This is a genomic window from Streptomyces sp. bgisy159, assembly GCF_965341775.1.
GTDB lineage: Bacteria > Actinomycetota > Actinomycetes > Streptomycetales > Streptomycetaceae > Streptomyces.
In genome coordinates this window covers 67155-93685 of record NZ_CBDQZH010000024.1, presented here as the reverse complement: position 1 = coordinate 93685, position 26531 = coordinate 67155, and the positions used below count along the sequence as shown (strand labels likewise).

Genomic DNA, 26531 nt, shown 5'->3' with positions numbered 1-26531 from the left:
TCGCGGCCTATCGTGGTCGGCTTGAGGAGATCAAAAGCCCGCTGACCGCCGACGAGGCCACCTGGCACACCTGTGCCCTGCAGGCGGAGCGGATCATTCAGGACTGTGCCGAGAGCATGCGCCGCGGCTGGGCCGATGTGCGCGGCACCCTGATACAGCAGGTGGAGGGTCTGGGCACGGAACGGGCCACCCAGGGCATCGGCGGGGTGCACTCGCTGCGCGCCGGGGTCATCCTCTTCGACCTGGTCTTCGACGCGCTCGCCGAGTCGATGGTGGCCGAACCCGCCGAGCTGGACCGGTTCCAGGCGGGGGTGCGGGCGCTGCAGCGCGGCATCGGGATGCGGCTGGAGGCGGGTGCCCTCGGGCACGACACGTTCCTGCTGAACACGGTGCGCGAGGCCAACGCGGCGGCGCAGCGGCAGCTCGCCCGGGAGATCCACGACCACCTCGGCAACCACGTCAGTCTCGCCCTGCGCCAGCTGGAACTGCACGAGTTGACCCGGGAGAGCAGTCCCGAGGAGGTCGCGGTCCGGATCGGCGCCGTCAAGGACACCCTGACGGAGTCGCTCGGGATCATCCGCGATCTGGTCACCCAGCTGCGCCGGGCGGAGCGCGAGGGCACGCTGGAGTCGTCGTTCGCGGCGTTCCTGGAGTCGATGGAGATCACCTCCTCCAAAGTGCGCATCCAGGTGAACGGCAGCGAGGAATGGGCCACCCAGCCGGTGCTCGACGAGGTGTTCGTCGTGGTGCGGGAGTGCCTGCGCAACTCGCTGGCGCACGCCGGGGCCGACCACGTTCTCGCGGTGGTCGACATCGCGCCGCACAGCCTGCACGCCTTGATCGAGGACGACGGGTGCGGTTTCGACGTGTCGGCGGTGGCCACGGGAGGCCGGGCCAACGGCATCGCGTCGGCCACCGAGCGGGTCGAACTCCTCGGTGGCACCATCCTCTTCACCAGCTGCCCCGACATCGGCGGTACCCGGGTGACGTTCACCGTCCCGCTGATGGACTTCGCAGGTGATTCCGTTGAATCCTCGAAGTGAGCCGATCCGGATCCTGGCGGCCGACGACCACACGCTGCTGCGCACCGCACTGACCGAACTGCTCAACGCGGAGCCGGACCTGCGGGTCGTGGCGGAGGCGAGCAGCGGGCGCGGGCTGGTGGAACTGGTGGAGCGGCACCGGCCGCACGTCGTGCTGCTGGACGTGGAGATGCCGGACCATTCCCCCCGCGCGGCGGTGCGCCGGCTGCTGGAACGGTTCCCCGGGCTGCGCATCATCATCCTCACGATGTACGACGACCAGACGCTCGTCCACGAGCTGCTGCAGCTCGGCGCCCGGGGCTATCTGCACAAGAGCGTCTCGCGCGAGGCGCTGCTCGGCGCGGTGCGCAACGCCGCCCGCGAGGACGACCAGGTCACCATCCTGGTCCCGCGCTCCGGTTTCACCACGGGCGGCGACCAGGCGGGCGAGCAGGACGGCGGACCCATGTCTCCGCGCGAGCGGGAGGTGCTGACCTGCGTCGCCGAGGCCATGAGCAACCGTCAGATCGCGGCGCGGCTCGGCATCACCGAGGGCACCGTCAAGCGCCACATGCGCAACATCTTCGACAAGCTCGACGCGGTGTCCCGTATCGACGCGGTGAACAAGGCCCTGGCCCAGAAGCTGATCGCGGCCCCCCGGGGCCGCCTCATGCGCTGACGGCGCCCACGCCGCGCCGCGAACGGCCGGGCACCTCACCCACCGGCCGGACCGACGCCGACCGACCCCGACCGACGGCACCGACGGCACCGACGGCACCGACGGCCGGGGTATGCGGCGGCCGCCCGCCTCCCCCACCGGCCCCGACCCCGCCGAGCGGCAACCGGGCCGGCCCGACCGTGCCCCCGGCGCCGGGGGCACGAGAGGCGGGACGGGCGGTCTGCCTCATCGCAGGAGTGGCGGCCGGCCTGTCTCACCGCAGCAATGTCCCGCGCCGGGCCGGTGACCGCTTCTCCCCGCGCAACGCCACCGGCGGCCCTCCCCGGCGGCAATGCCTCCGCGCCCGGCCGGTGACCGCCCTGCCGGCCCGGTGAGGGTCAGGGGCGGCGGGCCTCCTCGTAGGAGGACCCGATGGCGGCGATGGCGTCGGAGATGCCGGTCAGGGGGAGGGAGCCGTAGCCGAGGAGGAGGGCCGGGGGGCCGGCGGGGCCGCTGAAACGGAACTGTCCGCCGCCGCGCACCAGGACGGAACGGCGCAGCGCGCCGTGCACCACCGCCGCCTCGTCGGTACCGGGCGGCAGCAGCGCGTAGCTGTGCAGGCCGGCCGCGCAGCCGCTGAGCCGGGCCTCCGGGAGGGACTCCCTCACGGCCGCGGCCAGCGCCTCGCGGCGGGAGCGGTAGCGGGAGCGGACCCGGCGCAGATGGCGGTCGAGCAGCCCGCTGCGCATCAGCTCGGCGAACGCCAGCTGGGTGAGGGTGTCGGAGCCCTGGTCCTGTCGGGAGCGGACCCGCTCCATCAGCGGGTACAGCTTCGGCGGGATCGCCAGCCACCCCAGGCGCAGGCCGGGCACCAGCACCTTGCTGGTGGTGCCCGCGTAGACGACCCGATCGGGATCGTCCTCCTGGAGGGCGGCGGGCCGGGCGAGCTGGTCGAACCAGAACTCGCCGTCGTAGTCGTCCTCGATGATCCAGCCGTCCCGCTCGCGCGCCCAGGCCAGCAGCTGCCGGCGTCGCTCCGGTGACAGCATCACCCCGGTCGGGAACTGGTGCGCCGGGGTGACCAGGACGGCGCGGGCGCCGCTGCGGTGCAGGGCCCCGACGTCCAGGCCCTCCTCGTCGACCGGCACCGGCACCGGGGTGATCCCGGTGTCGAGGATGAACCGGCGCTGCCCGTTGTGCCCGGGCTCCTCGATGGCGAGTTCGTGGATGCCGAGCCGCTGGAGGGAGTCGGACAACAGCGCCAGCCCCTGCGCGAACCCGGCGGTGACCATCACCTGCGCGGGCTCGGTACGCACCGACCGCACCCGGCCCAGATAGCCGGCGAGTTCGTTGCGCAACTCGGCGATGCCGGAGACCGGCGGGTAGTCCATGCCTTCGCGGCCGACGCTCTGCAGGACCTTCGTATAGGAATTCAGCCACTCCTGGCGGGGGAAATTCGCCAGGTTGGCGATACCGACCCGGAGATCCCAGCGCGCCCCGGTGGCCGGCCGCTCGTCCAGCAGGGAGGTCTCGCCGGCCGGTTCGGGCAGTTTGCCGGCGACCCGGGTGCCGGAGCCGCGGACCGCCTCCAGGTACCCCTCGGCGATCAGCTGCTCGTACGCCTCGACCACCACGCTGCGGGAAAGCCCCAGGTCCTGGGCGAGTTGGCGGCTGGACGGCAGGCGCGCGCCGGGGTGCAGGACCCGGTCCTCGACGCGGCTCTTGATGGCGTTCTGCAGCTGCGTGGTGAGCGGTACGGAGGAGTCCCGGTCCACCTGCACCGACAGATGCCAGGCCATCTGGTCTGCTCCGTTTCCCCCGCAGTGGTCTGGGTGTCCCCCCTCGTCCACTGGCCTTATTGAAGTCGCCAACGGCCCTTATTTATAGCACTCCGAGGGGAGACCCCAATGTCTGAAATGACTGGCGTACTCGCTCCCGAGATTCATCCGCGCGGCGGTGCCGCCCTCTTCGACCAGAGGATCGGACGCCGCACGCTGCGGGTGGGAATCGTCGGACTCGGTTACACGGGTCTGCCGCTCGGTCTCGGGTTCGCCGCCGCCGGTTTCCCGGTCCGCGGTCTGGACACGGACGCCGAGCGGGTCGGTCAGGTCGAGCGCGGCGAGTCGTACCTGCCGGACGTCGCCGACGCCGAGCTGGCCGCGGTCGCCGACCGGTTGAGCGCCACCACCGAGGCCGGCGAGCTGGCCGGCTCGGACGTCCTGATCGTCTGCGTGCCCACCCCGGTCACCGGCGACCAGCAGGCCAACCTGGACTACGTGGAGTCGGCGACGGACTCGATCGCGCCGCTGCTGCGCCGGGGGATGCTGGTCGTCCTGCAGTCCACGGTGCCGCCCGGCACCACGGCGGCCGCGGCGGCCCGGCTGGCCGGCGCCACCGGCCTGCAGCCGGGCGTCGACTTCCACGTCGCGATGGCCCCGGAGCGGGTCGACCCGGCCAACACGGCGGGCTGGCACCTCGCCAACACCCCCAAGGTGGTGGGCGGTCTCACCGACGAGTGCACCCGCCGCGCGGCGCTGCTCTTCGAGCAGGTCTGCGAGACGGTGGTGCCGGCCTCGCGGCTGGAGGTCGCCGAGCTGTCGAAGGTGTTCGAGAACACCTTCCGCCTGGTCAACATCAGCCTCACGCTGGAGCTTTCGGACCTGTGCCGGGAGCTGGAGATACCGGTCCGCGAGGTCATCGACGCCGCGTCCACCAAGCCGTACGGCTTCCTCCCGCACTACCCGGGTCCGGGCGTCGGCGGCGAGTGCATCCCCGTGGACCCGCTGTTCCTGCGCGAGGCCGCCGCGGCGGCCGGCACGGACATGAAGCTGGTGGCCGCCGCCTACGAGCGGGTGGAGCGCCGCCCGCAGCAGGTCGTCGAGCGGCTGGCCGAGCTGATGGCGGAGCGCGGCTCGGCGCTGCGCGGCGCCAAGGTGCTGATCGTCGGGGTGAGTTACAAGTCCGGTGTCGCCGATCTGCGCAACGCGCCCGCGCTGGACGTCATCCGCGGGCTGCGCGCCGCCGGCGCCCGGGTGTCGTACCACGACCCGCTGGTCCCGGACCTGACCGTGGACGGCGAGCCGGTCGCCGAGGCGGGCTGGTCGGCGGTGGAGCTCGCCCAGCAGGACGCGGCGGTGCTGGTCACGCCGGTGCCCGGGCTGGACCACGACGTGCTGTGGGGCATCCCGCCGCTGGTCCTCGACACCCACAACAAGCTCGCGGCGGTCAGCAATGTGGCGGTGCTGTGATGACGGCGGCCCTCCTCGGTGCGCGGGCGCTGCCCGCCGTCACCCGGGACGCGGTGGCGGGCCGTACGGTGTCGCCCGAGGCTGCCCGGGACGCGGTGGCCGAGCTGCTGGACGAGGCCACGGAGCCGGTGGACGTCGCCGCCTTCCTGACCGCGGTGGCGGTCGGCGGTGCGACACCGGTGCTGGTGGCCGCGGCGGTGCGGGCGGTGCTCGCGGTGGCCAGGCCGGTCGCCTGGACGGGCCCGGCGGCCGATGTCGTCGGCACCGGGGGTGACGGCAGCGACTCGGTGAACATCTCCACGCTGGCCGGTCTGGTCGCGGCCTCGGCCGGGGCGACGGTCGCCAAGGCCGGCAACCGGGCGGCGACCTCCCGGTGCGGGAGCGCCGACCTGCTGGAGGCGCTGGGTGTCGACCTGGACGCCGGGGAGCGCATCCCCGCCCAGCTGGCGGAGCACCGGTTCGCGTTCCTGTTCGCGCCGGCGCTGCACCCGGCGCTGCGCAGGATCGCGCCGGTCCGCCGCCGGCTCGGCTTCCGCACGCTGTTCAACCTGTCCGGGCCGCTCGCCAACCCGGTGCCGCTGACCGGCCGGCTCATCGGCACCGCGACGCGGCGCGACCAGGAGGTGCTGGCCGAGGCCGCGGCGCTGCTCGGCCACCGGCGGACCTGGGTGGTCCTGGGTGCCGACGGCATGGACGAGCTGACCACCGCGGGGCCCGCCCGCGTCATCGAGGTGGACGGCGGCGACCTCACTGAATTCACCGTCGACCCGGCCGAGTTGCCCCTGCTCCCGGCGGGCCGGGCCGAGCTGGCGGGCGGCGGCCCGGAGCGGAACGCGGCCCTGGCCCGCCAGGTCCTCGCCGGTACGGCTCCGCGGCCGCTGCTGGACACGGTGCTGTTGAACGCGGCCGCCGTTCTGCTGCTGGCCGGGGTCGCCCCCGACCTGGCGACCGCCGTGGGCATCGCCCGCGACGCCGTCCACGCGCAGGCCCCGGCCGCCCTGACCGACCGCCTGGCCGGGCAGGCCACCCCCGCACCCGGCCCGCACCCCGCACCGGGCACCACCCGCGCACAGGCCCCGGCCACTCCGGCCGTGCTGGCCGACCGTCTGGCGCGGCGGCGTACGGGAGGTGCCGAACCGGCCGCCACGGGGAGCGCCGGGCGCGCTCAGGGCCCGGCCCGCCCCCGGGCGCCGCAGCGCGGCGACACCCCGGAACCGGCCGCGCCGGCCGAGCACCTGGCGCGGTGGGGCGGGAGCGCCGCCGAACCGGCCGCCGCCGGGAGCGCCGGCCGCGCTCGGGCCGCGGGCGCCACGGTCGGCCGGGTCCGGGGAGAGGCGCCCGCCCCGCGCACCACGTCAGGCGCCGCCGGCGCACGTCCCGTACGAACCGACAGCAACCCGGAGGGCCGTCATGGCCATGCATCTCGATGAGATAGTCGCCGCCAAACGCGCGGCGTGGAGCGGCCCGGCCGCGGCCGACGCCGCCGCGCGCGGCCGGCTCGCCCCCGCCGAGCCGGGCCGGTTCGCCGCCGCGCTGGGCGGGCCGGAGGTCTCGGTGATCGCCGAGGTCAAGCCCGAGTCGCCGTCCAAGGGGCGGCTGCTGGACCCCGAGCAGGCGGTGCCCACCGCCCGCCGGTACGTCGCCGGAGGTGCCTCGGCGGTCTCCGTGCTCGCTGACACGCCGTACTTCGGCGGCTCGGCGGAGCTGGTGCGCACCGTCGCGGAGCACCCGGCGGTCACCGTGCCGGTCCTGTTCAAGGACTTCCTGGTCGACGTCCGCCAGGTGCGGCTCGCCCACGACAGCGGCGCCGACGCCGTCCTGGTGATCGTCCGCGCCGTCGACGACGCGCTGCTGACGGACCTGGTGCAGACCGCGCACGGCCTCGGCCTGGACGCGCTGGTGGAGACCTTCACCCAGGAGGAGGTGGACCGGGCGCTGGCCGCCGGCGCCCGCGTCGTCGGCATCAACAACCGGGATCTGCAGACCTTCGCGGTGGACCTGGACACCTCGGCCCGGCTGCGCCGCGACATCCCGCGCGGCGTGCTCACCGTCAGCGAGAGCGGCCTGTCCGGCCGGGCCGACATCGAACGCATCGCCGCGCACGGCTTCGACGCCGCGCTGATCGGCGAGTCCCTGCTCAGCAGCACCGACCCCGCCGCCCGCCTGCGGTCCTACACCGGGGTCCCGATTCTGGAGGTGGCCTCGTGAACGGCCGATTCGGCGAGTACGGCGGACAGTTCGTCGCGGAGACCCTGGTGGGCCCGCTGGAGGAACTGGAGGCGGAGTACCACAAGGCGCTGCTCGACCCGGAGTTCACCACGGAGCTCGACCGGCTGCTGAAGATGTTCGTGGGGCGGCCCACGCCCATCACCGAGCTGCACCGGCTCGGCCGTACGGAGAACGGCGTCAAGCTGTGGCTGAAGCGGGAGGACCTCACCCACACCGGCGCCCACAAGATCAACAACTCGATCGGGCAGGCGCTGCTGGCCCGCCGGCTGGGCAAGAAGCGCATCATCGCCGAGACCGGCGCCGGCCAGCACGGCGTGGCCGTGGCCGCGGCCTGCGCCTACCTCGGCCTGGACGCCACCGTCTACATGGGCCGGGTCGACGCCGAGCGGCAGGCGCCCAACGTGCAGCGGATGAAGCTGCTCGGCGCCCGGGTGGAGCTGGTGGAGCTGGGCACGGCGACTCTGAAGGACGCCATCAACGCGGCGATCCGCGAGTGGATCGCGCACCCCGACACCACGCACTACCTGCTCGGCTCGGTGGTCGGACCGCACCCCTTCCCGACGATCGTGCGGAACTTCCAGTCGGTGATCGGCCGGGAGGCGCGCGCCCAGTTCCTGGCGGAGAACGACCGGCTGCCGGACGCCGTGGTGGCCTGCGTCGGCGGCGGCTCCAACGCGGCCGGCATGTTCAGCGCCTTCCTCGACGACCCGGTCCGGCTGGTCGGCGTCCAGGCCGCCGGCGAGGGCAGGGGCGGCCAGGGCGGGCACGCGGCCCCGCTGCTCTACGGCGACCCGGGCGTCCTCCAGGGCACCCGCACCTATCTGCTCCAGGACGACGACGGGCAGATCCAGCTCACCCACTCGATCGCGCCGGGCCTGGACTACGCGGGCGTCGGCCCCGAGCACTCGTACTACAAGGACACCGGCAAGGTCGAGTACATCTCCGCCTCCGACGACGAGGCGCTGGACGCCTTCGCCGCGCTCAGCGCGCACGAGGGCATCGTCCCCGCGCTGGAGTCCGCGCACGCCGTGGCCGGCGCCCTGAAGACGGCCCGCGGCATGGCGCCCGGCAGCACCGTCCTCGTCAACCTCTCCGGCCGCGGCGACAAGGACCTCACCTCCGCCATGGCCGCCCTGCAGCAGCGTGAGGAGACCTCCCGATGAAGCGCCTCGAACAGACCTTCACCGACAACCGGGTCAAGGAGGAGACGACGCTGGTCGCCTACCTCACCTCCGGGTATCCCTCGCTCGGCGAGACCGTCGGCCTGATCCGGGCCGCCGTGGAGGCGGGTGCCGACGTGATCGAGCTGGGGGTGCCGTTCTCCGACCCGCTGGGCGACGGACCCGTCATCCAGGCCACCGGGCAGGCCGCCCTGGACACCGGCACCACCACCGCCGCCACCATCGACGTGGTCGCCGAGGCCCGCGCCGCAGGCGTGGAGGCGCCGATCGTGCTGATGGGCTACTGCAACCCGTTCCTGCGCTACGGGCTGACCCAGCTGTACGACGACGCGCGCTCGGCGGGCGCCGACGGCTTCGTCGTGCCGGACCTGCCGGTCGGCGAGGGCGCCGAGTGGCTGGCGCACGCCCGGGCCGCCGACCTGGGCCAGGCGTTCTTCACCGCGCCCGGCAGCTCCCCGGAGCGGGTCGCCGCCGCCTCCGCCGCCTCCCGCGGCTTCCTGTACGTCCTCGCCGCGAACGGCGTCACCGGGGTGCGCTCGGAGCTCGACCCGGGCATCGACGCCTACCTGGACCGGGTCCGCGCGGCCGGCGACACCCCGATGGCCGTCGGGTTCGGCATCTCCCGCCCGGAGCACGTGGCCGCGCTGCACGGCAAGGCGGACGGCGTGATCGTCGGCAGCGCGCTGCTCCAGGCGATCGGGGCGGCGCGCGACGCGGCCGGCCGCCGCCGGGCCACCAGCGAGCTGATCTCCTCCCTGAAGGCGGCCACCCGATGACCGAGACCACCGTGCCCTTCTTCAGCGGCGCCGCCTCCGCCCGCCGCGACTGGCCCCGACTGGCGGCGAGGATCCGGGAGGTGGCCGCCTCCGGGCGGTTCACCTCCGGTCCGGTCACCGCCGAGCTGGAGGCCGCGATCGCCGAGCGCACCGGCGCCCGGCACGCGGTGGCCGTCGCCAACGGCACCGACGCCCTGGTGATCCTGCTCCGGGCGGCCGGCATCGGCCCCGGCGACGAGGTGATCGTCCCCGCGTACACCTTCTTCGCGACCGCGTCGGCGGTGCTGCACGTGGGCGCGCAGCCGGTGCTGGTGGACGTCCTGCCGGGCAGCTACGCCATGGACCCCGAGCGCGCCGAGGCGGCGATCACCGAGCGCACCCGGGCCATCATGCCGGTGCACCTGTTCTCGCAGATGGCCGACATGGAAACGCTGAAGGACCTGGCCGACCGGTACGGGCTGCTGCTGCTGGAGGACAGCGCCGAGGGCATCGACATGGTCGCGGGCGGGATACACGCCGGCCTGTGGGGCAGCGGGGGCGTGCTGTCCTTCTTCCCCACCAAGACACTCGGTTCGCTCGGCGACGCCGGAATGCTGCTCACCGACGACGACGGGATCGCCGCCCGCGCCCGGCGGCTGCGCCAGCACGGCCAGGACACCGACGGCGCGTACGTCTACCACGAGGTCGGCTACAACAGCCGCTGCGACGAACTCCAGTCGGCGTTCCTGCTGCACCGGCTGGAGCGGCTGACCGAGGAGATCGGGCGCCGCGCCGAACTGGCCGCCCGCTACGACCGGCTGCTGGCGCCACTGGCCGGGAAGGTGACGACGCCCTGGCAGGCGCCCGCCAAGGCGCCCAGCGATCCGGTCTACTACGTCTACCTCATCGAGTGCGACCGTCGGGACGAGCTGGTCGCGTTCCTGGACGCGCACGGGGTCGGGACCGAGACCTACTACCCGCGCGCGCTGACCGAGCAGCCGCTGCTGGCCCCGCTGCCCGGCTCGCGCCACCCGGTGCCGGTCGCCGAGGCCGCCGCACGGCGGGCCGTGGCCCTGCCGATGTACCCCGATCTGACCGACGAGCAGGCCGACCGTGTCGCCGCCCTGATCCACGCCTTCTACGGAGCCGGAGCCGCATCGTGACCACCGCCGCCACTCCCGCCATCTCCTACTCCGACTGGCCTGCCCGCTCCGCCGACTGGGTCGAGGACGTCGTGGAGGTCTTCCGCGAGGTCGCCGAGAGCGACGAGTTCATCCTGAAGTCCCGGGTGGAGCGCCTGGAGGCGGAGATCGTCCGGCTCACCGGCGCCGCCCACGCCGTCGCCGTGGCCAGCGGCACCGGGGCGCTCACCGTGATCCTCTCCGCGCTCGGCGTCGGCGAGGGCGACGAGGTGGTCACCCCGGCGTTCTCCTTCGTCTCGACCGCCTCCACGGTCGCCCTGCGCGGCGCCCGCCCCGTCTTCGCCGACGTGGAGTACGAGACGGCGCTGCTCGACCCGGCCGCCGCCGAGGCCGCCGTCACCGACCGCACCCGGGCCCTGCTGCCCGCCTACCTGTTCACCGGCTCCCCGCGGATGGGCGCCTTCGCCGACCTGGCCGCCCGGCGCGGACTGCACCTGGTCGAGGACAGCGCGGTCGCCCTGGGCGCCGAGGTCGACGGCCGGCCCGCGGGCCGGCACGGCATCGCCGGGGTGTACTCCTTCTTCCCGGCCAAACCGGCCGGCGGCATCGGCGACGCCGGGATGATCGTCACCGACGACCCGGAGCTGGCCCGGGTGGCCCGGATGCTGCGCAACCACGGCCAGCCCGCCGGCCGCCGCTTCCACCACGAACTGCTCGGCTTCAACTGCCGCATGGACGAACTGACCGCAGGGTTCCTGCTGCGCAAGCTGCCCCGGCTCGCGGAACTCGCCGAGCGGCGGCGCGCCGTCGCCGAGCTGTACGAGGAGGGGCTGCGCCCGCTGGCCCCCGCGCTGCTGCCCCCGCCGGCCGGCTTCGCCGGGCGCTCGGTCTACACGTACGTGGTGCGCGCCCGGGAGCGCGAGGAACTGCGCTCCTACCTGGCCGGGCAGGGCATCGAGACCACCGTCTACTACCCGCGCCCGCTGCACCTGCAGCCCGCGTTCGCCGGACTCGGGCACGCGCCCGGCGACTTCCCGGTCGCCGAGCGGCTCTGCCGGGAGGCCCTGGCGCTGCCGCTGCACCCGGACATGGCGCCGGGCGCTGCCGAGCGGGTGGTGGACGCCGTCCAGCGCTTCTACGCGGCGGGCCGGTGAGCGACGGTGACCCTGCTGAACGGCTCCCGGATCACCCCCGACCGGCTGTGCGGGATCGGTGACGAGGCCGCCCTCGACCTGACCGGCCAGCTGGCCCTCCACCACGAACTGGGCATGGAGGCCATCGAGTTGCGCACCGTCGACGGGCGGGGCCTGCACGAGCTGCCCACCGGTGACGCGGCCGACCTGGCGCGGCGCACCATCGTCACCGGGCTGCGGGTGCCGGTCGTGGACACCCCGGTGGGTTCCTGGTCCACCACCGTCGGCGGCGACATGGACGCCGAGCTGGCGGTCCTGGAGCGCTCCGCCCAGGTGGCGGCCCTGCTCGGCTGCTCCCGGCTGCGGGTGATGTCGTACCCGAACGACGGCCGCCCGCCGGACGAGTGGCGTACGGAGGCGCTGCGCCGGATGCGGCTGCTGGCCCGTGAGGCGGAGCGGCTGGGCGTGACCCTGCTGCACGAGAACTGCCAGGGCTGGGGCGGGCAGAGCGCCGAGCACACGGTGCGGATGCTGGAGGAGGTGGCGAGCCCCCGGCTGCGCCTGCTGTTCGACACCGGCAACGGGCTGGCCTACGGCTACGAGGCGCTGGACTTCCTGTGGCGGGTGCTGCCGTGGGTGGACCACGTGCACATCAAGGACGGCGTGGTACGGCCCGACGGGAGCGCCGAGTTCACCATGCCGGGCGAGGGCACGGCCGACGTGGCCGGGTGCGTGCGCCTGCTGGAGGAGCACGGTTACCGCGGCCACTACAGCCTGGAGCCGCACCTGGCCCGCATCCCGCACCTGGGACTGACCGGCGAGCCCGGCGCGCTCGCCGCCGGATACCGCGAGTACGCCCACCGCCTCACCGCGCTGCTCGGTGTCGACACCACCGCCCGCGCCCTGTACTGGAAGGAGAGCCACCATGGCTGAGTCGACCCGGACGGCCCGCACCGGCACCGGCCTGAGCGCCGCCGACGTGGACTGGCTGACCGAGCTGATGGCCGTCGACTCGGTGTCGCCCCTGGAGGGCGGTCCCCTGGACGGCGCGGCGCGGGCGCAGCGGGTGTTCCTGGCCGGTGCGGCCGAGCGCGGCTTCACCACCGTGCTGCACCAGTCCCCCGCGCCGGAGCTGCTGGAGCGGCCCGAGGTGCCGGCGCCGGTACGGGAGGCGGCGGGCCGGGATCTGCCCGGTTTCCTGGCCGGGCAGCCCTCGGTGGTCGTCGGGTTCGGGTCGCCGCAGCCGGAGGAGCGGCGCCTGGTGGTCAACTTCCACGTGGACACGGTGGGCCCCCACGTCCCGCCGCGTCTGGAGGGGCGGGTCCTGCACGGCCGGGGCGCCGTCGACGACAAGGGGCCCGGGATCGCCGCAGCCGTCGGGGTGGCCGCCGCGTTCGCCGAGGACCCGGGCCTGGACGGTCGGGTCGAGGTGCAGATCGCCTCGGTGCCCGGCGAGGAGGGCGGCGCGATGGGCACGTACGGCACCCGCGCCCTGGTCGACGCCGGGTACACCGGCCGCCTGATGGTGTTCGCCGAGCCCACCGGCAGCACCTTCATGGACGGCTGCACGGCCGCGATGACCCCGCTGATCACGGTGCACGGCGAGGACTCCACCGACGACCACCCGGGCGACGGCCACAACGCCACCGTGCTGCTGGGCTTCCTCGCCGACTTCCTGTCCCGCCGGCTCGGCCCGCTCGCCCACGGCATGGGCGCCAAGCTCTGCGTGTCGGGCCTGCACACCGGCACCGCCCACAACCGGGTGTACGGCGACGGGCGGCTGCTGCTGAACATCGCCTACCCGACGACCGAGCAGGCGGAGCTGCTCGCCGCCTCGCTGGAGGTGCTGATCGAGGAGGCGCGCACCGAGTTCGCCCAGCTGCACGCCCACGACCCGTTCAACCGGCGCACGGTGCGGGACTGGCGGCGGGTGGTCCGCCTGGACTGGCTGAAGCAGGGGCTGCCCACGTTGCGCAACCGCGACCCGGAGGCCGAACTGGTGCTGTCCGAGGCGGGGTTCGTCCGTCACGACGGGCTGGCCGACGGCTCCGCGTTCACCTGCGACGCCATCTGGGCGCCGGGCCCCGGCCGCTACGTCGCCGCCTGCGGGCCGGGCCGGCTGGACGCCAACGGGGCGCACACCCCGGGCGAGTTCGTGGACCTCGACGACCTGGACGCCTACGCGCAGCGCGTCAAGGACCTGGTCCACGCGTTCGCGGCCCGCGTCGCCTGACCGGCCTCCTCCCCCCGTTTCCCTGTCGTACCCACACATTCGTCGTCCGTAGAGAGAAGGAACCCGCCATGACCGTCCGCGTCCCCCTCGCCGACCTGTCCTCCTTCGTCCGCTCCGTCCTCGCCGAGTGCGGCCTCGACGAGCAGGCCGCCGGCACCGCCGCCGACGTGATCACGTACGCCGACGCGCACGGTTTCACCACGCACGGCACGAACGGGCTGGTGAACATCTACGCGCCCCGCCTGCTGGACGGCCGGATCGCCGCCGACGCCGCGCCGCGCGTGGTCCGGGAGACGTCCGGGGCCGCCCTGCTCGACGGGGACCGCGGGCTGGGCCTGGTCACCATGGACCTCGCGATGGACATCGCGATGGACAAGGCCCGGCAGACCGGCATCGGCATGGTCGCCGTCCGCAACAGCACCCACTTCGGCAGCGCCGGCTACTACACGCAGAAGGCGGCGGCGGCCGGGCTGATCGGGCTGGCGATGACCAACTGCGGCGCACAGGGCGTCGCACCGCCGCTGGGCGGCACGGTGCGGATGCTCGGCACCAACCCGATCAGCGCCGCCGTACCGGTCACCGAGGGGGTGCCGTTCGTGCTGGACATGAGCACCACGGTGGTCGCCACCGGTAAGATCAAGGCCGCCCACCGGGAGGGCCGGGAGGTGCCCCGCGAGTGGCTGGTGCGGCACGACGGCACGCCGACCACGGACCCGGCCGCGTTCATGGCGGAGGAGGCGGACGTCGCCTGGCTCGGCGGGCCCGGGGAGACCGGCGGCGCCAAGGGCTTCGGCCTCGCCCTCCTGGTCGACCTGCTGTGCGGCCCGCTGTCCGGCTCCGCGTACGGCCCGCGTCCCGGCGTGCTCGAGGGGCAGCCCGCCGGCGACGACAACGTCGGCCACACCGCCATCGTGATCGACCCGTCGGCCTTCGGCTCGGCCCACGACATCGCCGCCGAGAACCGCGTCCTGCTGGACACCGTCGCGAACTCCCCGGCCGCCGCGTACGCGACGCGGGGTGTCACCTACCCCGGGGCCCCCGAGGCAGCCCGCTACGAGCGGTCGCGGCGCGAGGGCGTCGAGCTGCCGTTGCCGGTCGCGGAGGGCCTGACCGCGCTCGCCGGACGGCTCGGGGTCACCGCGCCCGGGGCGCTGGCCGCCCAGGACCTGCGAGCGGCGGCGTGAACCGCCGCGGCACTCCCCCGACGGACGACGGCACATCCCAGAAGGAGCCCACGACCATGCGTATCGGAGTGATCGGACTGGGCGTCATCGCGCCCTTCTTCCTGCGGGCCGTCGAGGACGACCCGGAGCTGCGGCTGACCGCCGTGTGCGACCTGGACGAGCGGAAACTGGCCGGGTTCGGCCCGGACACCGCCCTCTTCACCGACCACCGCGAACTGCTCGCCTCCGGCCTGGTGGACGGCGTGGTGGTCACCCTGCCCAACCACGCGCACGCCCCCGTGGTGGCGGACGTGCTGCGCGCCGGGGTCCACGTGTGCTGCGAGAAGCCGCTGACCGTCGCCGCGCAGGACGCGCACGCCCTGACGGCGCTGGCCGACGCCCACGGCGCGACGCTGTTCACCGCCTTCCACCGCCGCTACAACGTCCACGTCCTCGACCTGGCGGCCCGGCTGCCCGAGCGGGCGCTGATCTCGCACGTCACCGGCCACTACGACGAGAAGATCGAGGAGCACACCGGGACGGACCGCTGGTACCAGGACATCGACCGGTGCGGCGGCGGCTGCGTCATCGACAACGGACCCAACGCCCTGGACGCCCTGGAGACCGTGCTGGGCCCGCTCACCCTGAAGGACGCCACCATCGGCGACGTGCGGGCCGGCGTCGAGTTCTGCGCCGAGCTGCGGCTGGCCACCGAGGACGGCATCCCGGTGCGGGTCGACCTGGACTGGGCCCTGGAGAGCGGCGAGCGCAAGGACATCACCGTGCACCTCAAGGACGGCCGGGAGCTGCGCGCCGACATGCTCGACGGTTTCCAGGAGTTCAAGTCGTCCCTGGACCACGAGTACGCGGGCATCATGGCCGACTTCCACCGGGTCGTACGGGACGGCCGGGCCGAGCCCGACCGCGGCCCGCACATCGTCGACCTGGTCGAGGAGGCGTACGCCGTCGGCCGGACGAAGGAGGAGCGGCTGCGGATGCCGGCCAAGGACCCGGTCGGCGCGCGGCTGGTGAAGCTGCTGTTCCACCGGCGCACCGACCGCGGGATGCGGCTGTCGCCGTGGCGGTCGCGGTGCGTGCGCGCCGGTGACGTGCACGAACTGGTCACCACCACCGACCGGCCCGCCACCACCGGGGACCGCGTCGACCACGTCGGGTTCCTCGGCTTCGCGGAGTTCCCGGCGGGCACGGTGATCGAGCGGGGCGACCTGGTGACGGGGCCGGGCGGGCCGATCGGGCGGGTGGCCGGATTCGACGAGTGCCACGCGCCGAACCACTACAACATCCTCATCGACACCGACCGCGTCCTCACCGCCGAGGACCTGGACCTGCACACCGCGGACACCCTCACCTTCTCCGGAGGCACCCGATGACCGGCGCCGTACGCCGCACCCCCACCTTCCGCAAGATCGACGTCTCGCCCGAGGCCCGCGCCCTGATGCCCGGGGTGCAGGTGCTCACCCTGGAGGCGGACATCGCCCCGGGCGGCGTCGCCGCGGCCGACTCCGTGTGGGCCGAGGCGCACGCCCGGTGGACCGGCGCCAGCCGGTCGGAGGTGCGGTCGGCGCCGGCCGTGGCCGCCTACCGGGAGCTGAGCCGGCGCCTGGGCTCCCACCCCGACAAGCAGCCGCCGTCCGTGCAGGCGCTGATCGACCGGGGGCTGCGCGGCAAGCCGGCCGGGTCCTGGCCGCGGATCAACCCGGCCGTCGACGCGGTCAACGCGGTCGCGGTGCGCACCCTGGTCGCGCTCGGCCTGTTCGACCGGGACCAGCTGACCGGCGAGGTGCGGCTGCGGCTCGCCGACGGCACGGAGGAGTTCACCGCGCTCGGCGCGGACGGGCCGGTGGTGCCGGAGGCGGGGCGGCCGGTGCTCGCGGACGACGCCCGGGTGCTGTCGCTGTTCGCGCACCGGGACGGCGTCCACCAGGCGGTGACCCCCGGGACCCGCCGGGTGCTGCTGCTGGCCTGCGCGGTGCCCGGCGTCGAGGAGGACACCTGCCGGGACGCGCTGCTGGAGGCGGCCGCCCTGCTGGGCGGCCCGGTGTAGCCGGCCCGGCCGGGCGGCGGGTCACGGCCGGGCGGGGAAGTGGTACGGCACCGCCCCCGGCCAGTGGACTGCCCCGTGTTCCGGGGGTGTTGGTTGGCTGACGGTACGCCGCTGAACCGACCCTCGGACCGAAGAGGAACCGTCCACGATGACCATGACCGCCATCGCGCCCGCACCACCGCGCGCGGACACCGCACCCCTGCGGGTGACCGTGGCGCGGACCGCTCTGCCCCCGCACGCCCCGCTCGCCCTGTGCACCGAGCTGCGCCGGCTGCTCGGCGACGACCAGGTGTTCCTCTTCGAGAGCCTGGCCGGCCCCGACGAGGACTGCCGGTTCGCCGCCGTCGGCGCCGACGTCCTGGCCCGGGTCACGGTCCGGGACGGGCGGCCCGCCGTGGACGGGCGGCCCGCGCTCGCCGACCGGTTGCGGACGGCCGTGCGCGACGCCGCCGGTGACGTGCCCCGGCTGCTGCGCGCACTGGACCGGTGCTTCGCGGTGACGACGGACGTCCCCCTCGGCTCGTACGCGTTCGGGTTCCTCGCGGTCTTCGGCTACGAGGCGGCGTGGCACCTGGAGCGGCTGCCGCCCCGCGCCCCGGGCGGCGCCCCGGAGATCGCCCTCACGCTGTTCCGGTACGTCGTCCGCTACAACCTGGACACCGGCGAGGCCCGTCAGCTGTACGCGGACGCAGCCGAGTTCGGCGGGCCGGGCGCCCTCGGCGCCGACCTGACCGCTCTGGTGGACGGGCTGCCGGCCGAGGAGGCCCCGGTGCCTACGGCGCCCCGGCCCACCGCGGTGCGCGACACCGTGCGCCGGGAGGAGTTCACCGCCCGCGTCCGCCGCTGTCTGGAGCACATCGGGGCGGGCGACGTCTACCAGATCCAGATCGGCCACCGCCTCGACGTCACCACGCCGCTGCCGGCCCTGGACGCCTACCGCAGGCTGCGGCGGGCCAACCCGTCGCCGTACATGTACCTGGTGCCGTGGGCGGGCCGCACCCTGCTCGGCGCCAGCCCCGAGCTGCTGTTCCGGCTGGAGGGCCGGTCCCTGGTGATGCGGCCCATCGCGGGCACCGCGGCGCGCTCGGCGGACCCCGCCGAGGACGACCGCCGGGTGGCGGCGCTGCGGGCCGACGAGAAGGAGCGGGCCGAGCACATCATGCTCGTCGACCTGTGCCGCAACGACCTGGCCCGGGTGTCCGTGCCGGGTACCGTCGCGGTCGAGCGGATGACGGCGGTCGAGGGGTTCGCCCGGGTTCACCACCTGGTCTCCACGGTCCGCGGTGAGATGGCCGAGGGCGCCGACGTGTGGTCCGCGCTGGCGGCCACCTTCCCGGCGGGCACCATGACGGGCGCGCCGAAGGTGCGCGCCATGGAGCTGATCCTGGACATCGAGGGCCGGCCGCGCGGCGCGTACGCGGGCGCCGTCGGCCTGGTCGACGTCCGCGGCCGGGCCGCGACGCTCGCCCTGTGCATCCGCACCGCCGTGCACGACCCGGTGACGGGGACGTACGCGCTGCAGGCGTCGGCCGGCGTGGTCGCCGACTCCACGGCGGACGGCGAGTGGCGCGAGACACTGGTCAAGATGGGCGCGGTGTACACCGCCCTGACGGGCGAGGAGCTGACGGCGTGAGGGTCCTGCTCGTCGACGCGCGCGACAGCTTCGTCCACATCATCGACCACTACCTGCGCGGACGCGGAGCGGCCACCGAGCTGGTCGCCTCCCACGCGTACTCCCCCGCCGAGCTGGCCGCCCGCCGCCCGGACGCGGTGGTGCTCGGGCCCGGTCCCGGGCATCCGGCCGACTCCGGCCACGTGGAGCTGGTGCGCCGGTTCGCGGGCCGGGTGCCGCTGCTCGGGATCTGCCTCGGGCACCAGGCGATCGGGCTGGCCTACGGCGGCCGGATCGAGCGGGCGGCGCGGACCGTGCACGGCAAGACCAGCCGCCTCGCCCACGACGGCACCGGTGTCTTCGCGGGCCTGCCGGGCGGCACCGAGGTCACCCGCTACCACTCGCTGGCCGTGGCGGATCCGCCGCCGGACGCGCTGGTGGTGACCGCGCGGGCCCGGGAGGACGGCTGCGTGATGGGGCTGCGGCACCGCCGGCTGCCGGTGGAGGGCGTGCAGTTCCACCCCGAGAGCATCACGACGAGGTCGGGAGCGGCCTTCGTCGACAACTTCCTTGGAGGGATACAGCGATGGCCAGTGACATCCCCTGGGCGACCATAGCCGCGCTCAACGGCTCGGAGCGGCCGGACGGTCTCACCGCGCGGGTCCTGCGCGTGCTGGCGGCGGCGGCCGCCGAGCACGGCGTGCACCTGGACGTGATCCCGCTCGCCGAGTACCGGATCACGCCGTGCGGGCCGTGCGGCGACTGCAACGTGCGGCCCGTGCCGTGCGCGGTCGACGACGACGTCCCGGCGCTGGTGGACCGGCTGGTGCGGGCCGACGGGGTGCTGTACGCGGCGCCGGTGCACGGGTTCGGGCTGGCGGGCGCCATGCAGAACTTCATCGAGCGGGCCGGGGTGGGGCATCTGCGCTTCGAGCGCCCGCTCGCCAACAAGGTGGCCGGCGTGGTGGTCACCGGCCGCCGCTACAGCCACGACCGGGTGTACGGGCAGCTGATCGACAACGTGCTGCTCAACCGGATGATCGTGGCCGGCAGCGGCTTCCCCGCCTTCGTGCACGACCAGTTCGCGCCGGAGGAGGACCACGAGGGCATGGCCGCGGCGCGCGGCCTGATCGACCGCATGATCGACCTGCTGCGGGTGCTGCTGCTGCCGCACGGCGGCCGGGAGGACACCGCACGCCTGCTGTCGCTGCCCCGCAACGAGCGCGACGGGCTGCTCACCCTGGCGGGGTGACCAGCCCGTCGCAGGACAGGGGCGGCGCGTTCAGCGCACGGGCGGCGCCAGCGGGCCCGCCGCGTGCCGCCCGCCGATCAGCACCGACCGCAGTGCGCCGCGGTCCTGCAGCACCCGCAGGTCGGCCGCCGGGTCGCGGTCCCAGACCACCAGGTCGGCGAGGCGGCCCGGCGCCACCGTCCCGGCGTCGTGGCCGCGCCCGGCCAGCTCGGCGCCGTGGGCGCAGGCCCACTTGATGACCGTCTCGGGCGCGATGCCGGCCCGCTCGGCGTACATCACCAGCTCGTCGGCGTAGGTGCCGTGCGGCGTCCACGCGAACCCGAAGTCGTCGCCGGGCACGATCTTCAGGCCGAGGTCCTCGGCGAGCGGCAGGAAGCGCAGGGTGTTCTCGATCTCCTTCTCGAAGTCGAGGGCCTCCAGGTAGTCGGGGGCCTTGCCGAACCGTTCGCCGAGGGCGAGCAGCCGGTCCGGCTGGAACAGGCTCGGCACGACGAACACCCCGCGCTCGGCGATCTGTTCCAGCGCCGCGTCGTCGGCGTAGGTGGCGTGGTCGATGACGTCGACGCCCGCGGCGAGCGCGTTGCGGATGCCGTCCAGCCCGCGGGAGTGGGCCCGCACCCGGGCACCGCGGGCATGCGCGGTCCGCACCACCTGCGTCAGCTCCTCCCTGCTGAACAGCAGTTCCTCGGAGCGGGCGTTGGGGAAGGTGTCGTCGCCCGAGGAGAACACCTTGATGATCTCGGCGCCCTCGTCGATCTCCTCCTCGGTGTACTTCACCAGGTCGCCGAGGACGTCCACCACCGGCATCAGCTCGCGGGGCATCCGCTGCTTCAGGTCGGGGCTGCGCCGTCCGGGCGGTCCGGACACCATCAGGTCGCGGCTGCACGGGGTGACGCGCGGGCCGGGGATGACGCCGGCCTCGATGGCGTTCTTCAGCGCCATGTCGATCCCGGCGACCGAACCGGCCCCGACGAACGCGGTGTAGCCGCAGGTCAGCAGGTCGGCGGCGTGCCGTGCGGCGTGCAGGGCGACCTCCGGGACCCGGTACTTGAACAGGGTCTCGCGGCCGTTGGTGACGTTGACGTACGCGATGTGGGTGTGGCCGAGGGTCATGCCGGGCATGACGGTCGCCCCGGCGAGGTCCCAGCGGACGAAGTCGCCCTCGGCGGGCGCCTCGGCGGCCGGCAGGACGGCCTCGACGCGCTCGCCGGACAGCAGGACGGAGCGGGCCGGCCGCGAGGCGCGGCCCAGGCCCTCCTGGACGGTGACGTCGTGCAGCAGCAGTCGGCGGTCAGCGGTCACGGTGGTCGGCTCCTGAGGTGGCGTAGGCGGCGGGTCGGTCGAGCACGGCGGGCCCGAACACCATCCACACCATGGGGACGCCGGGCCGCGACGCCTGGAAGACCAGGCGGTGCGCGGCGCGGCCGGGCTCGTTGGTGACGGCGGCGTCGGCGCGGCCCTCGGCCACCAGCTGGGCGGCGTGCAGGGTGGACTCGGCGGACACCCAGGCGACCTCGTAGCCGCCCCGGCCGCCCTCGACGCCGTCGAGGAGTTCCACCAGGCGTCGGGTCTCGTGCAGGGTGGCCAGCCGCAGCACGCCTTCCGTCAGGCCGGGGGCGCGGGTGGCGATGCCGTACTGGGGGGTCGGGGTGGAGAAGGTGGCGTCCAGGCGCAGCGCCGGGGACCAGAAGAAGCGGGTGGCGCACTCGGCGGCGCCGGGCACCAGCGCGTAGCGGGGTCCGCCGCGGCTGCCGACGGCGGCGAGCAGTTCCTCGAACGAGTCGTAGGGCACCGGGTCGACGACCGGTCCGCCGAGGTGGGCGAGGCGGCGGGCGAGCCGGTCCAGGGCGACCATCGAGGTGGTGCCGTGGGGGCCGAGGGTGCCGACGCGCAGGGTGCCGGGGCGCAGCAGCGGCGAGTGCGGGATGCGGGCGGGCTCCCACAGGATGGGGAACGGCGTCAGGTCGGGGTCGGACAGGGTGGTGGCCGGGCCGGCCGGCAGGGGCTCGGTCATGCGCGGTGCCCCCGGGTTCCGGCGAGCCGGCGGGCGGCGGCGGCCTCGTGGTCGAGCGGGCCGCGCCGGTCGTGGATGCGGGCGGCCTTCCAGCTGACGAAGGCGCCGGTCGTGGTGACGGGGTCCAGCTCGGCCAGTGCCTCGACCCGGCAGCGCACCCCGAGCGCGCCGGCGACGCGGGCCGCGTGGGCGGCGTCCCGGCCGGGCGCGGAGCCGCCGGGCAGGTCGAGGCGGACGGTGAGCACGTCGTCGCCGGCCTCGTCCCGGTCGATGACGACCTGGTAGCCGTAGGCGTGGTCGACGCCGTCCAGGACGGCCTGCTCGATCTGCCAGGCCTGGAAGTGCCGGCCGCCGAGGGCGATCCGGTCGCGGGTGCGGCCGACGACCCGCACGACGGGTCCCCGGATGCCGCAGCCGCAGTCGTTGCGGCTCAGTTCGACGAGGTCGCCGGTGCGGTAGCGGATCAGCGGCTTGACGCCCTCGATCAGCATGGTGACGACGAGTTCGCCGGTGCCGTACGCGCCGAGGGACGCCCCGGTGTCCGGGTCGACGATCTCGGCGACGTAGTTGGGGCGGGCCAGGTGGAGCCGGCCGCGGGCGCAGGCGGAGGCGATGACCAGGGTCTCCTGGGCGCCGTAGAGGGCGTTGTAGGTGCGGGCGCCCCACGCCTGGTCGATCTGTCGGGCGAGGTCGGGGGTGCACATCTCGCCGGTGACGAGGAAGACCTTCACGGCGAAGTCGCGGCGCGGGTCGAGCCCTTCGGCGAGGGCGGCCTTGGCGAGGGACAGTGCCACGTTGGGGGTGCAGAAGACCACGTCCAGGGCGAGGTCCCGCATCAGCTGCAGGGCCTTGGGGAAGCCGATGACCGGGGAGTACGGCCAGATCTTGGCGACCGCCGAGCCGACGTTGCGGGCCACGTCGCCGAGGGTGTCGCCGAGCGAGTGGACCTCGGTGGGGCCCATGATGCCGACGCGCGGGGCGCGGTCGCCGAAGACGTCGGTGAAGATGTCGCGCCAGCTCTCCGTGACGTGCGCGTTGGAGGCGATGACCTCGCGGGCGTCGCGGGGGCACGGGGTGGCCGGGCCGGTGGTGCCGGTGGTCTCGTAGTAGAAGCACGCCTCGTCGAGGTCGCGGCTGAGGATGTCGTGCAGGGCCGCGCGCAGGTCGTCCTTGGTGGTGAACGGCAGCCGCCGCAGCCCGTCGAGGGTCAGCTCGCCGGGGGTCACGTCCGCGAGGTGGCGGGCGTAGAAGGGCGAGCCGTCGCGGGCCAGCGCGACGACCGTGCGCAGCTGCCGCTCGGCCCACTCCCGCCACTCGCCTTCGCCGAGCTCACCGGCGGTGTAGCGGTCGTGCAGGGTCAGATAGCGCTCGGTGAAGTCGCGGTACTTCCCGGACGTGGGCAGCCACATGGTTTCCCCCAGGTGGTTCGGCGGGTGCGGTGGACGGAAGTGCCGTGCACCAGGCGTGCCTGGGTGCGCCCGTACGCGTCCGGGAGACGGCCATCCGATACTGCGGGCCGCACCGCCGCGCCCTCAATCCGCCTTAGGTGACAGGCGGTTGTGCCCTGGGGGGAGTACCGCGCGGGAACGCGGTGGTCAGGAGGCCGCCTTGGCGGCGGTCACGAACCGTTCGATCAGGGCGGGGTCCTTCACCCCCCGGGAGCGTTCGACGCCGCTGGACACGTCCACGCCCCAGGGCCGCAGGACGGTGACCGCCTCGGCGACGTTGTCCGGGCCGAGTCCGCCGGCCAGCAGCCAGGACCCGGTGGGCGGGGTGCCGAGCGCGGCCGGGTCCCAGCGCTCGCCGGAGCCGGGCACGGGCGAGTCGACGATCAGCAGTTCCTCGCCGTAGGCGCCGGTGTCGAGGGGGGCCGGACCGCCCGGTGACGCGGCGCGGATCAGGCGGAAGCCGTCGGCGCGCAGCGCGGCGAACGCCTCCGGCGGCTCCCCGCCGTGCAGCTGGACGGTGTCGACGCCCGCCGCGGCGGCGGCCCGGCGCACCTCCTCGACCGGCTCGCCCCGGAACACGGCGACCGTGGCGACGCCCTGCGGAACCAGGGCGGCCAGGGCGCGGGCGGCGGCCGGGCCGACCTGCCGGGGGCTCGGGGTGAGGACGAACCCGACCGCGTCGGCCCCGGCGGCCACGGCGGCCGCCACGTCCTGCGGCCGGCTCAGGCCGCATACCTTGACGTACACGATGTGTTCCTCGTTCCTCCTGGTCGGTGACGAGCCCGATGCTCGCACAGGGGTGGGTGGCGGGGGTGGCGGTACCGCCGGTCAGGAGCGGGTGGCCGTGCGCGAGCACAGGAAGGCCAGGGCTCCGGCGGTGAGGCCGGCCGCCGTCACGGCGAGGGCGGCGCGGGGGCCGACGGCCGCCGCGAGGAGGCCGCCGAGCAGCCCGCCCAGCGGGATCACCGCCCAGGTGACGAACCGGAAGGTGGCGCTGACCCGGCCGATGAGCTCGGTGGGCACGGTGGCCTGGCGCAGGGTGACGGAGTGGATGTTGAAGACGGCGATGCCGAAGCCGTTGAGGACGTAGCCGGTGCCGAGCAGCGCGTACCCGAGGGTGCTGCCGGAGCCCGGCGCGAGCGGCAGCAGCAGGGTCGCGGCGGAGGCCACGGCCATGCCGACGACCATGGCGCGGCCCGTCCCGAGCCGTACGCCGAGGGTTCCCGCGGACAGGGCGCCGCCGAACGCGCCGACGCTGCCGGCCGCGATGACCAGGCCCAGCCCGGCCGGGCCGAGGCCCAGCTCGCGGAGGCCGTACAGCGGGAAGACGACCAGGACGACGTCCCAGAGCAGGTTGTACAGGGACGCGTGCAGCATGATCACGCGCAGGAGCCGGCTGCGCAGCGTCATCCGCAGCCCCGCCACGACGTCCGCCCGCACCGAGGAGCGGCCGCCGGCCGGGCGGGCGGGCCGGGCCTCGGGGGTGCGGATGCGCAGCAGCATGGCGGTGGCGAAGAGGTAGCCGAAGCAGTCCAGCAGGATCGCGAAGGGCGCGGTGAGCAGCTGGATCAGCGTGCCGCCGAGCCCCTGCCCGGCGGTCTCCGCGACCGAGCGGCTGCCCTGGAGCTTGCTGTTGCCCTCGACCAGCTGTTCCTTGCGCACCAGGGACGGCAGGTACGCCTGGTAGGCCACGTCGAACAGGGCGGTGAGCACCCCGGTGGCGAACGCGACCGCGCACAGCGCCCCGATGCCCAGGCCGCCCAGCCAGGCCAGCAGCGGCACGGCGGTGAGGATCGCGGCCCGCCCGAGGTTGGCGGTGATCAGCAGCGGGCGGCGCCGTACCCGGTCGGCCAGCACCCCGGCGAGCAGGGTGACGCACAGCACCGGCAGGTACTGGGCGCTGTTCAGCAGCCCCAGCTGGGCCGGGCCCGCGTCCAGCAGCACGATCGCGGTGACCGGCAGGGCGAGTTCGGTGACCCGGGAGCCGAGCAGCGCGACGGTCTGCCCGGCCCACAGCCGGCGGAAGTCCCGGTGGTGCCACAGTCCCCGGTGGCGCTCCGGCTCCGCCTCGGCCGCGGGTGCGTCGAGCAGCTCAGACGCGGACATCGGCGGCCTCCGGCAGGATCGGGTCGGGCGCCGTGTGCAGCGGGTGCCAGTCGAGGCGGTACGCCGCCAGCGTGCGCCGGATCGCCTCCTCGACGTCGGCCGAGCGGGCCGCGCGGTAGCGGAAGACACCGGCGGTGTGCACCGCGCCGCCGTTGCCGCTGAGCACCGCGCCGGGCGGCGGCAGCGTCTCCGCGTACATCCCGGGCACCCGGTCCACCAGCGAGGTCACCGCGTCCACGACGGCCGGCCGGACGGGCGGTTCGGGCATCATCAGGTATCCGGCGACCGGTCCGGACAGGTCCGTCGGCGCGACGCTCGGCTCCTGCCCGAGCTGGACCAGGGCGGAGGCGGCGACCAGGTCGACCCCGTACACCTCGTCCCAGACGTACCGGACCTGTCCCCCGCCGGCCCGCGCCCCGACCTCCAGGAACACCAGGTCGTCGCCGGCGGCGGGCGGGGTGCGGAACACCTCCAGGTGGAAGACGTCGTCGGTGATGCCGAGGGCGGCGCAGACCCGCTCGGCGAAGTCGGTCACCCGGCGTTCGAACTCCGGGTCGTCGTTGGCGACGGAGCTGAAGGCCGTACCCGTGGCGAAGTCCAGGCAGCTGCCGCCGCACCGCCAGGAGCGCGAGGTGAGCAGCACACCGCCCGACACCACCCCGTCCACCTGGTAGAGCACGCCGTCGACGAACTCCTCGCACTGCGCCTCGGCCAGGTCGACGGTGTCGTCGTCCTGGAGCAGGCCGTCGAGCTGCGCGGCGGAGCGCACCACGTGCACGCCCTGGCTGTCGGCGCCCGCGCGCGGCTTCAGCACGAACGGCAGGCCGTGCAGCGCGGCGAACTCCCGTACGGCGGCGGCGGTCGGCGTCTCCCGGAAGGCGGGCACCCGCAGTCCGGCCGCCGCGACCCGGCCCTTCATCACGACCTTGTCCCGCACGGCGGCGACCTCGTCGGGGCCGCGCCCCGGCACGCCGAAGCGGCGGCGGATCTCGCCCGCCAGTTCCAGGTCGAACTCGGAGAGCGCGAGGACGTGGGTGAACGGGCCGTGGCGGGCGACGAGTTCGGCGGTCAGCTCCAGGGCCTGCCGGGTGTCGCCCAGGTCGGGCAGCACCCGGATGTCCTCGGCCAGGCGCTCGTCGAGCGGCGCGCGCCCGGCCTCGGTGGTCAGGTAGGCGAAGCGGTCGGTGGTGTGGTCCAGGTAGCGGTGGTACTCCGCGAAGGAGTTGGCCCAGCGGTTGATGATCAGTACGTGACGGTTCATGGGGTCTCC

24 protein-coding genes are annotated in these 26531 nt (G+C 74.6%); 17 read left to right on the top strand and 7 right to left on the bottom strand.

The window, feature by feature from the left end; genetic code table 11:
- Positions 1-116 precede the first annotated feature (116 nt).
- Together ACSLTV_RS22775 and ACSLTV_RS22770 are read left to right on the top strand one after the other, a co-directional pair.
- On the top strand, positions 117-1043 hold the full coding sequence (locus tag ACSLTV_RS22775) for a sensor histidine kinase (RefSeq protein ID WP_435612790.1): 927 nt from the start codon (positions 117-119) through the stop codon (positions 1041-1043).
- Positions 1027-1701 carry a response regulator gene (locus tag ACSLTV_RS22770; protein ID WP_432139896.1) on the top strand — a complete coding sequence of 225 codons (675 nt, stop codon included), beginning with the start codon at positions 1027-1029 and terminating at the stop codon, positions 1699-1701. Before ACSLTV_RS22775 ends, ACSLTV_RS22770 begins: the two co-directional genes overlap by 17 nt.
- Positions 1702-2078: 377 nt before the next feature.
- On the opposite strand, the gene ACSLTV_RS22765 is transcribed toward ACSLTV_RS22770, so the two are convergent.
- A complete protein-coding gene (locus tag ACSLTV_RS22765) occupies positions 2079-3479 on the bottom strand; it encodes a PLP-dependent aminotransferase family protein (protein ID WP_435612789.1) in 1401 nt (466 codons plus the stop codon).
- A gap of 108 nt (positions 3480-3587) precedes the next feature.
- Here ACSLTV_RS22765 and ACSLTV_RS22760 point away from each other — a divergent pair, with 108 nt between their 5' ends.
- The 15 genes from ACSLTV_RS22760 to ACSLTV_RS22690 all read left to right on the top strand — a co-directional run bounded on the left by ACSLTV_RS22760 (position 3588) and on the right by ACSLTV_RS22690 (position 19693).
- Positions 3588-4928 (top strand): nucleotide sugar dehydrogenase, encoded by a 1341-nt coding sequence (locus ACSLTV_RS22760; RefSeq protein WP_435612788.1) that lies wholly within the window; start codon positions 3588-3590, stop codon positions 4926-4928.
- Positions 4928-6358 (top strand): anthranilate phosphoribosyltransferase, encoded by a 1431-nt coding sequence (trpD, locus tag ACSLTV_RS22755; RefSeq protein ID WP_435612787.1) that lies wholly within the window; start codon positions 4928-4930, stop codon positions 6356-6358. Before ACSLTV_RS22760 ends, trpD begins: the two co-directional genes overlap by 1 nt.
- Positions 6339-7136 (top strand): indole-3-glycerol phosphate synthase TrpC, encoded by a 798-nt coding sequence (locus ACSLTV_RS22750; protein ID WP_432157450.1) that lies wholly within the window; start codon positions 6339-6341, stop codon positions 7134-7136. The genes trpD and ACSLTV_RS22750 overlap by 20 nt, the downstream gene beginning before the upstream one ends.
- The gene (gene trpB / locus ACSLTV_RS22745) at positions 7133-8320 is read left to right on the top strand and encodes a tryptophan synthase subunit beta (protein ID WP_432139891.1); all 1188 of its coding nucleotides are present in this window, start codon (positions 7133-7135) and stop codon (positions 8318-8320) included. Before ACSLTV_RS22750 ends, trpB begins: the two co-directional genes overlap by 4 nt.
- The gene (gene trpA, locus ACSLTV_RS22740) at positions 8317-9114 is read left to right on the top strand and encodes a tryptophan synthase subunit alpha (protein WP_432139890.1); all 798 of its coding nucleotides are present in this window, start codon (positions 8317-8319) and stop codon (positions 9112-9114) included. Before trpB ends, trpA begins: the two co-directional genes overlap by 4 nt.
- Positions 9111-10256, top strand: a complete 1146-nt coding sequence (locus ACSLTV_RS22735) for a DegT/DnrJ/EryC1/StrS family aminotransferase (RefSeq protein WP_432157452.1) — start codon at positions 9111-9113, stop codon at positions 10254-10256. The genes trpA and ACSLTV_RS22735 overlap by 4 nt, the downstream gene beginning before the upstream one ends.
- Entirely contained in the window at positions 10253-11389 is a 1137-nt protein-coding gene (locus ACSLTV_RS22730) for a DegT/DnrJ/EryC1/StrS family aminotransferase (protein ID WP_435612786.1), read from the top strand. The genes ACSLTV_RS22735 and ACSLTV_RS22730 overlap by 4 nt, the downstream gene beginning before the upstream one ends.
- A 6-nt stretch (positions 11390-11395) precedes the next feature.
- The gene (locus ACSLTV_RS22725; RefSeq protein WP_432134835.1) at positions 11396-12301 is read left to right on the top strand and encodes a sugar phosphate isomerase/epimerase family protein; all 906 of its coding nucleotides are present in this window, start codon (positions 11396-11398) and stop codon (positions 12299-12301) included.
- The gene (locus ACSLTV_RS22720; protein ID WP_432134834.1) at positions 12294-13601 is read left to right on the top strand and encodes a M20/M25/M40 family metallo-hydrolase; all 1308 of its coding nucleotides are present in this window, start codon (positions 12294-12296) and stop codon (positions 13599-13601) included. The genes ACSLTV_RS22725 and ACSLTV_RS22720 overlap by 8 nt, the downstream gene beginning before the upstream one ends.
- A 68-nt stretch (positions 13602-13669) precedes the next feature.
- Entirely contained in the window at positions 13670-14785 is a 1116-nt protein-coding gene (locus ACSLTV_RS22715; RefSeq protein WP_435612785.1) for an Ldh family oxidoreductase, read from the top strand.
- Between the two features lie 56 nt (positions 14786-14841).
- Positions 14842-16155 carry a Gfo/Idh/MocA family protein gene (locus tag ACSLTV_RS22710; RefSeq protein WP_435612784.1) on the top strand — a complete coding sequence of 438 codons (1314 nt, stop codon included), beginning with the start codon at positions 14842-14844 and terminating at the stop codon, positions 16153-16155.
- Complete coding sequence (locus ACSLTV_RS22705) at positions 16152-16829, top strand: phenylalanine--tRNA ligase beta subunit-related protein (RefSeq protein WP_435612783.1); 678 nt, start codon at positions 16152-16154, stop codon at positions 16827-16829. The genes ACSLTV_RS22710 and ACSLTV_RS22705 overlap by 4 nt, the downstream gene beginning before the upstream one ends.
- 148 nt (positions 16830-16977) lie before the next feature.
- The gene (locus tag ACSLTV_RS22700; RefSeq protein WP_435612782.1) at positions 16978-18462 is read left to right on the top strand and encodes an anthranilate synthase component I family protein; all 1485 of its coding nucleotides are present in this window, start codon (positions 16978-16980) and stop codon (positions 18460-18462) included.
- Positions 18459-19058 (top strand): anthranilate synthase component II, encoded by a 600-nt coding sequence (locus tag ACSLTV_RS22695; RefSeq protein ID WP_435612781.1) that lies wholly within the window; start codon positions 18459-18461, stop codon positions 19056-19058. Before ACSLTV_RS22700 ends, ACSLTV_RS22695 begins: the two co-directional genes overlap by 4 nt.
- Positions 19028-19693 carry a flavodoxin family protein gene (locus ACSLTV_RS22690; protein ID WP_435612780.1) on the top strand — a complete coding sequence of 222 codons (666 nt, stop codon included), beginning with the start codon at positions 19028-19030 and terminating at the stop codon, positions 19691-19693. The genes ACSLTV_RS22695 and ACSLTV_RS22690 overlap by 31 nt, the downstream gene beginning before the upstream one ends.
- Positions 19694-19723: 30 nt before the next feature.
- On the opposite strand, the gene ACSLTV_RS22685 is transcribed toward ACSLTV_RS22690, so the two are convergent.
- From ACSLTV_RS22685 to ACSLTV_RS22660, 6 genes are all read right to left on the bottom strand, one after another.
- Positions 19724-20995 (bottom strand): amidohydrolase family protein, encoded by a 1272-nt coding sequence (locus ACSLTV_RS22685; protein ID WP_432134827.1) that lies wholly within the window; start codon positions 20993-20995, stop codon positions 19724-19726.
- Entirely contained in the window at positions 20985-21707 is a 723-nt protein-coding gene (locus ACSLTV_RS22680; protein ID WP_432134826.1) for a hypothetical protein, read from the bottom strand. Before ACSLTV_RS22680 ends, ACSLTV_RS22685 begins: the two co-directional genes overlap by 11 nt.
- On the bottom strand, positions 21704-23116 hold the full coding sequence (locus tag ACSLTV_RS22675; RefSeq protein WP_432157459.1) for a phenylacetate--CoA ligase family protein: 1413 nt from the start codon (positions 23114-23116) through the stop codon (positions 21704-21706). The genes ACSLTV_RS22680 and ACSLTV_RS22675 overlap by 4 nt, the downstream gene beginning before the upstream one ends.
- Before the next feature lie 186 nt (positions 23117-23302).
- The gene (locus ACSLTV_RS22670; protein WP_432134824.1) at positions 23303-23902 is read right to left on the bottom strand and encodes a phosphoribosylanthranilate isomerase; all 600 of its coding nucleotides are present in this window, start codon (positions 23900-23902) and stop codon (positions 23303-23305) included.
- Between the two features lie 81 nt (positions 23903-23983).
- The gene (locus tag ACSLTV_RS22665; RefSeq protein WP_435612779.1) at positions 23984-25261 is read right to left on the bottom strand and encodes an MFS transporter; all 1278 of its coding nucleotides are present in this window, start codon (positions 25259-25261) and stop codon (positions 23984-23986) included.
- Entirely contained in the window at positions 25248-26522 is a 1275-nt protein-coding gene (locus tag ACSLTV_RS22660) for an ATP-grasp domain-containing protein (protein ID WP_432134822.1), read from the bottom strand. Before ACSLTV_RS22660 ends, ACSLTV_RS22665 begins: the two co-directional genes overlap by 14 nt.
- Between the last annotated feature and the right edge of the window lie 9 nt (positions 26523-26531).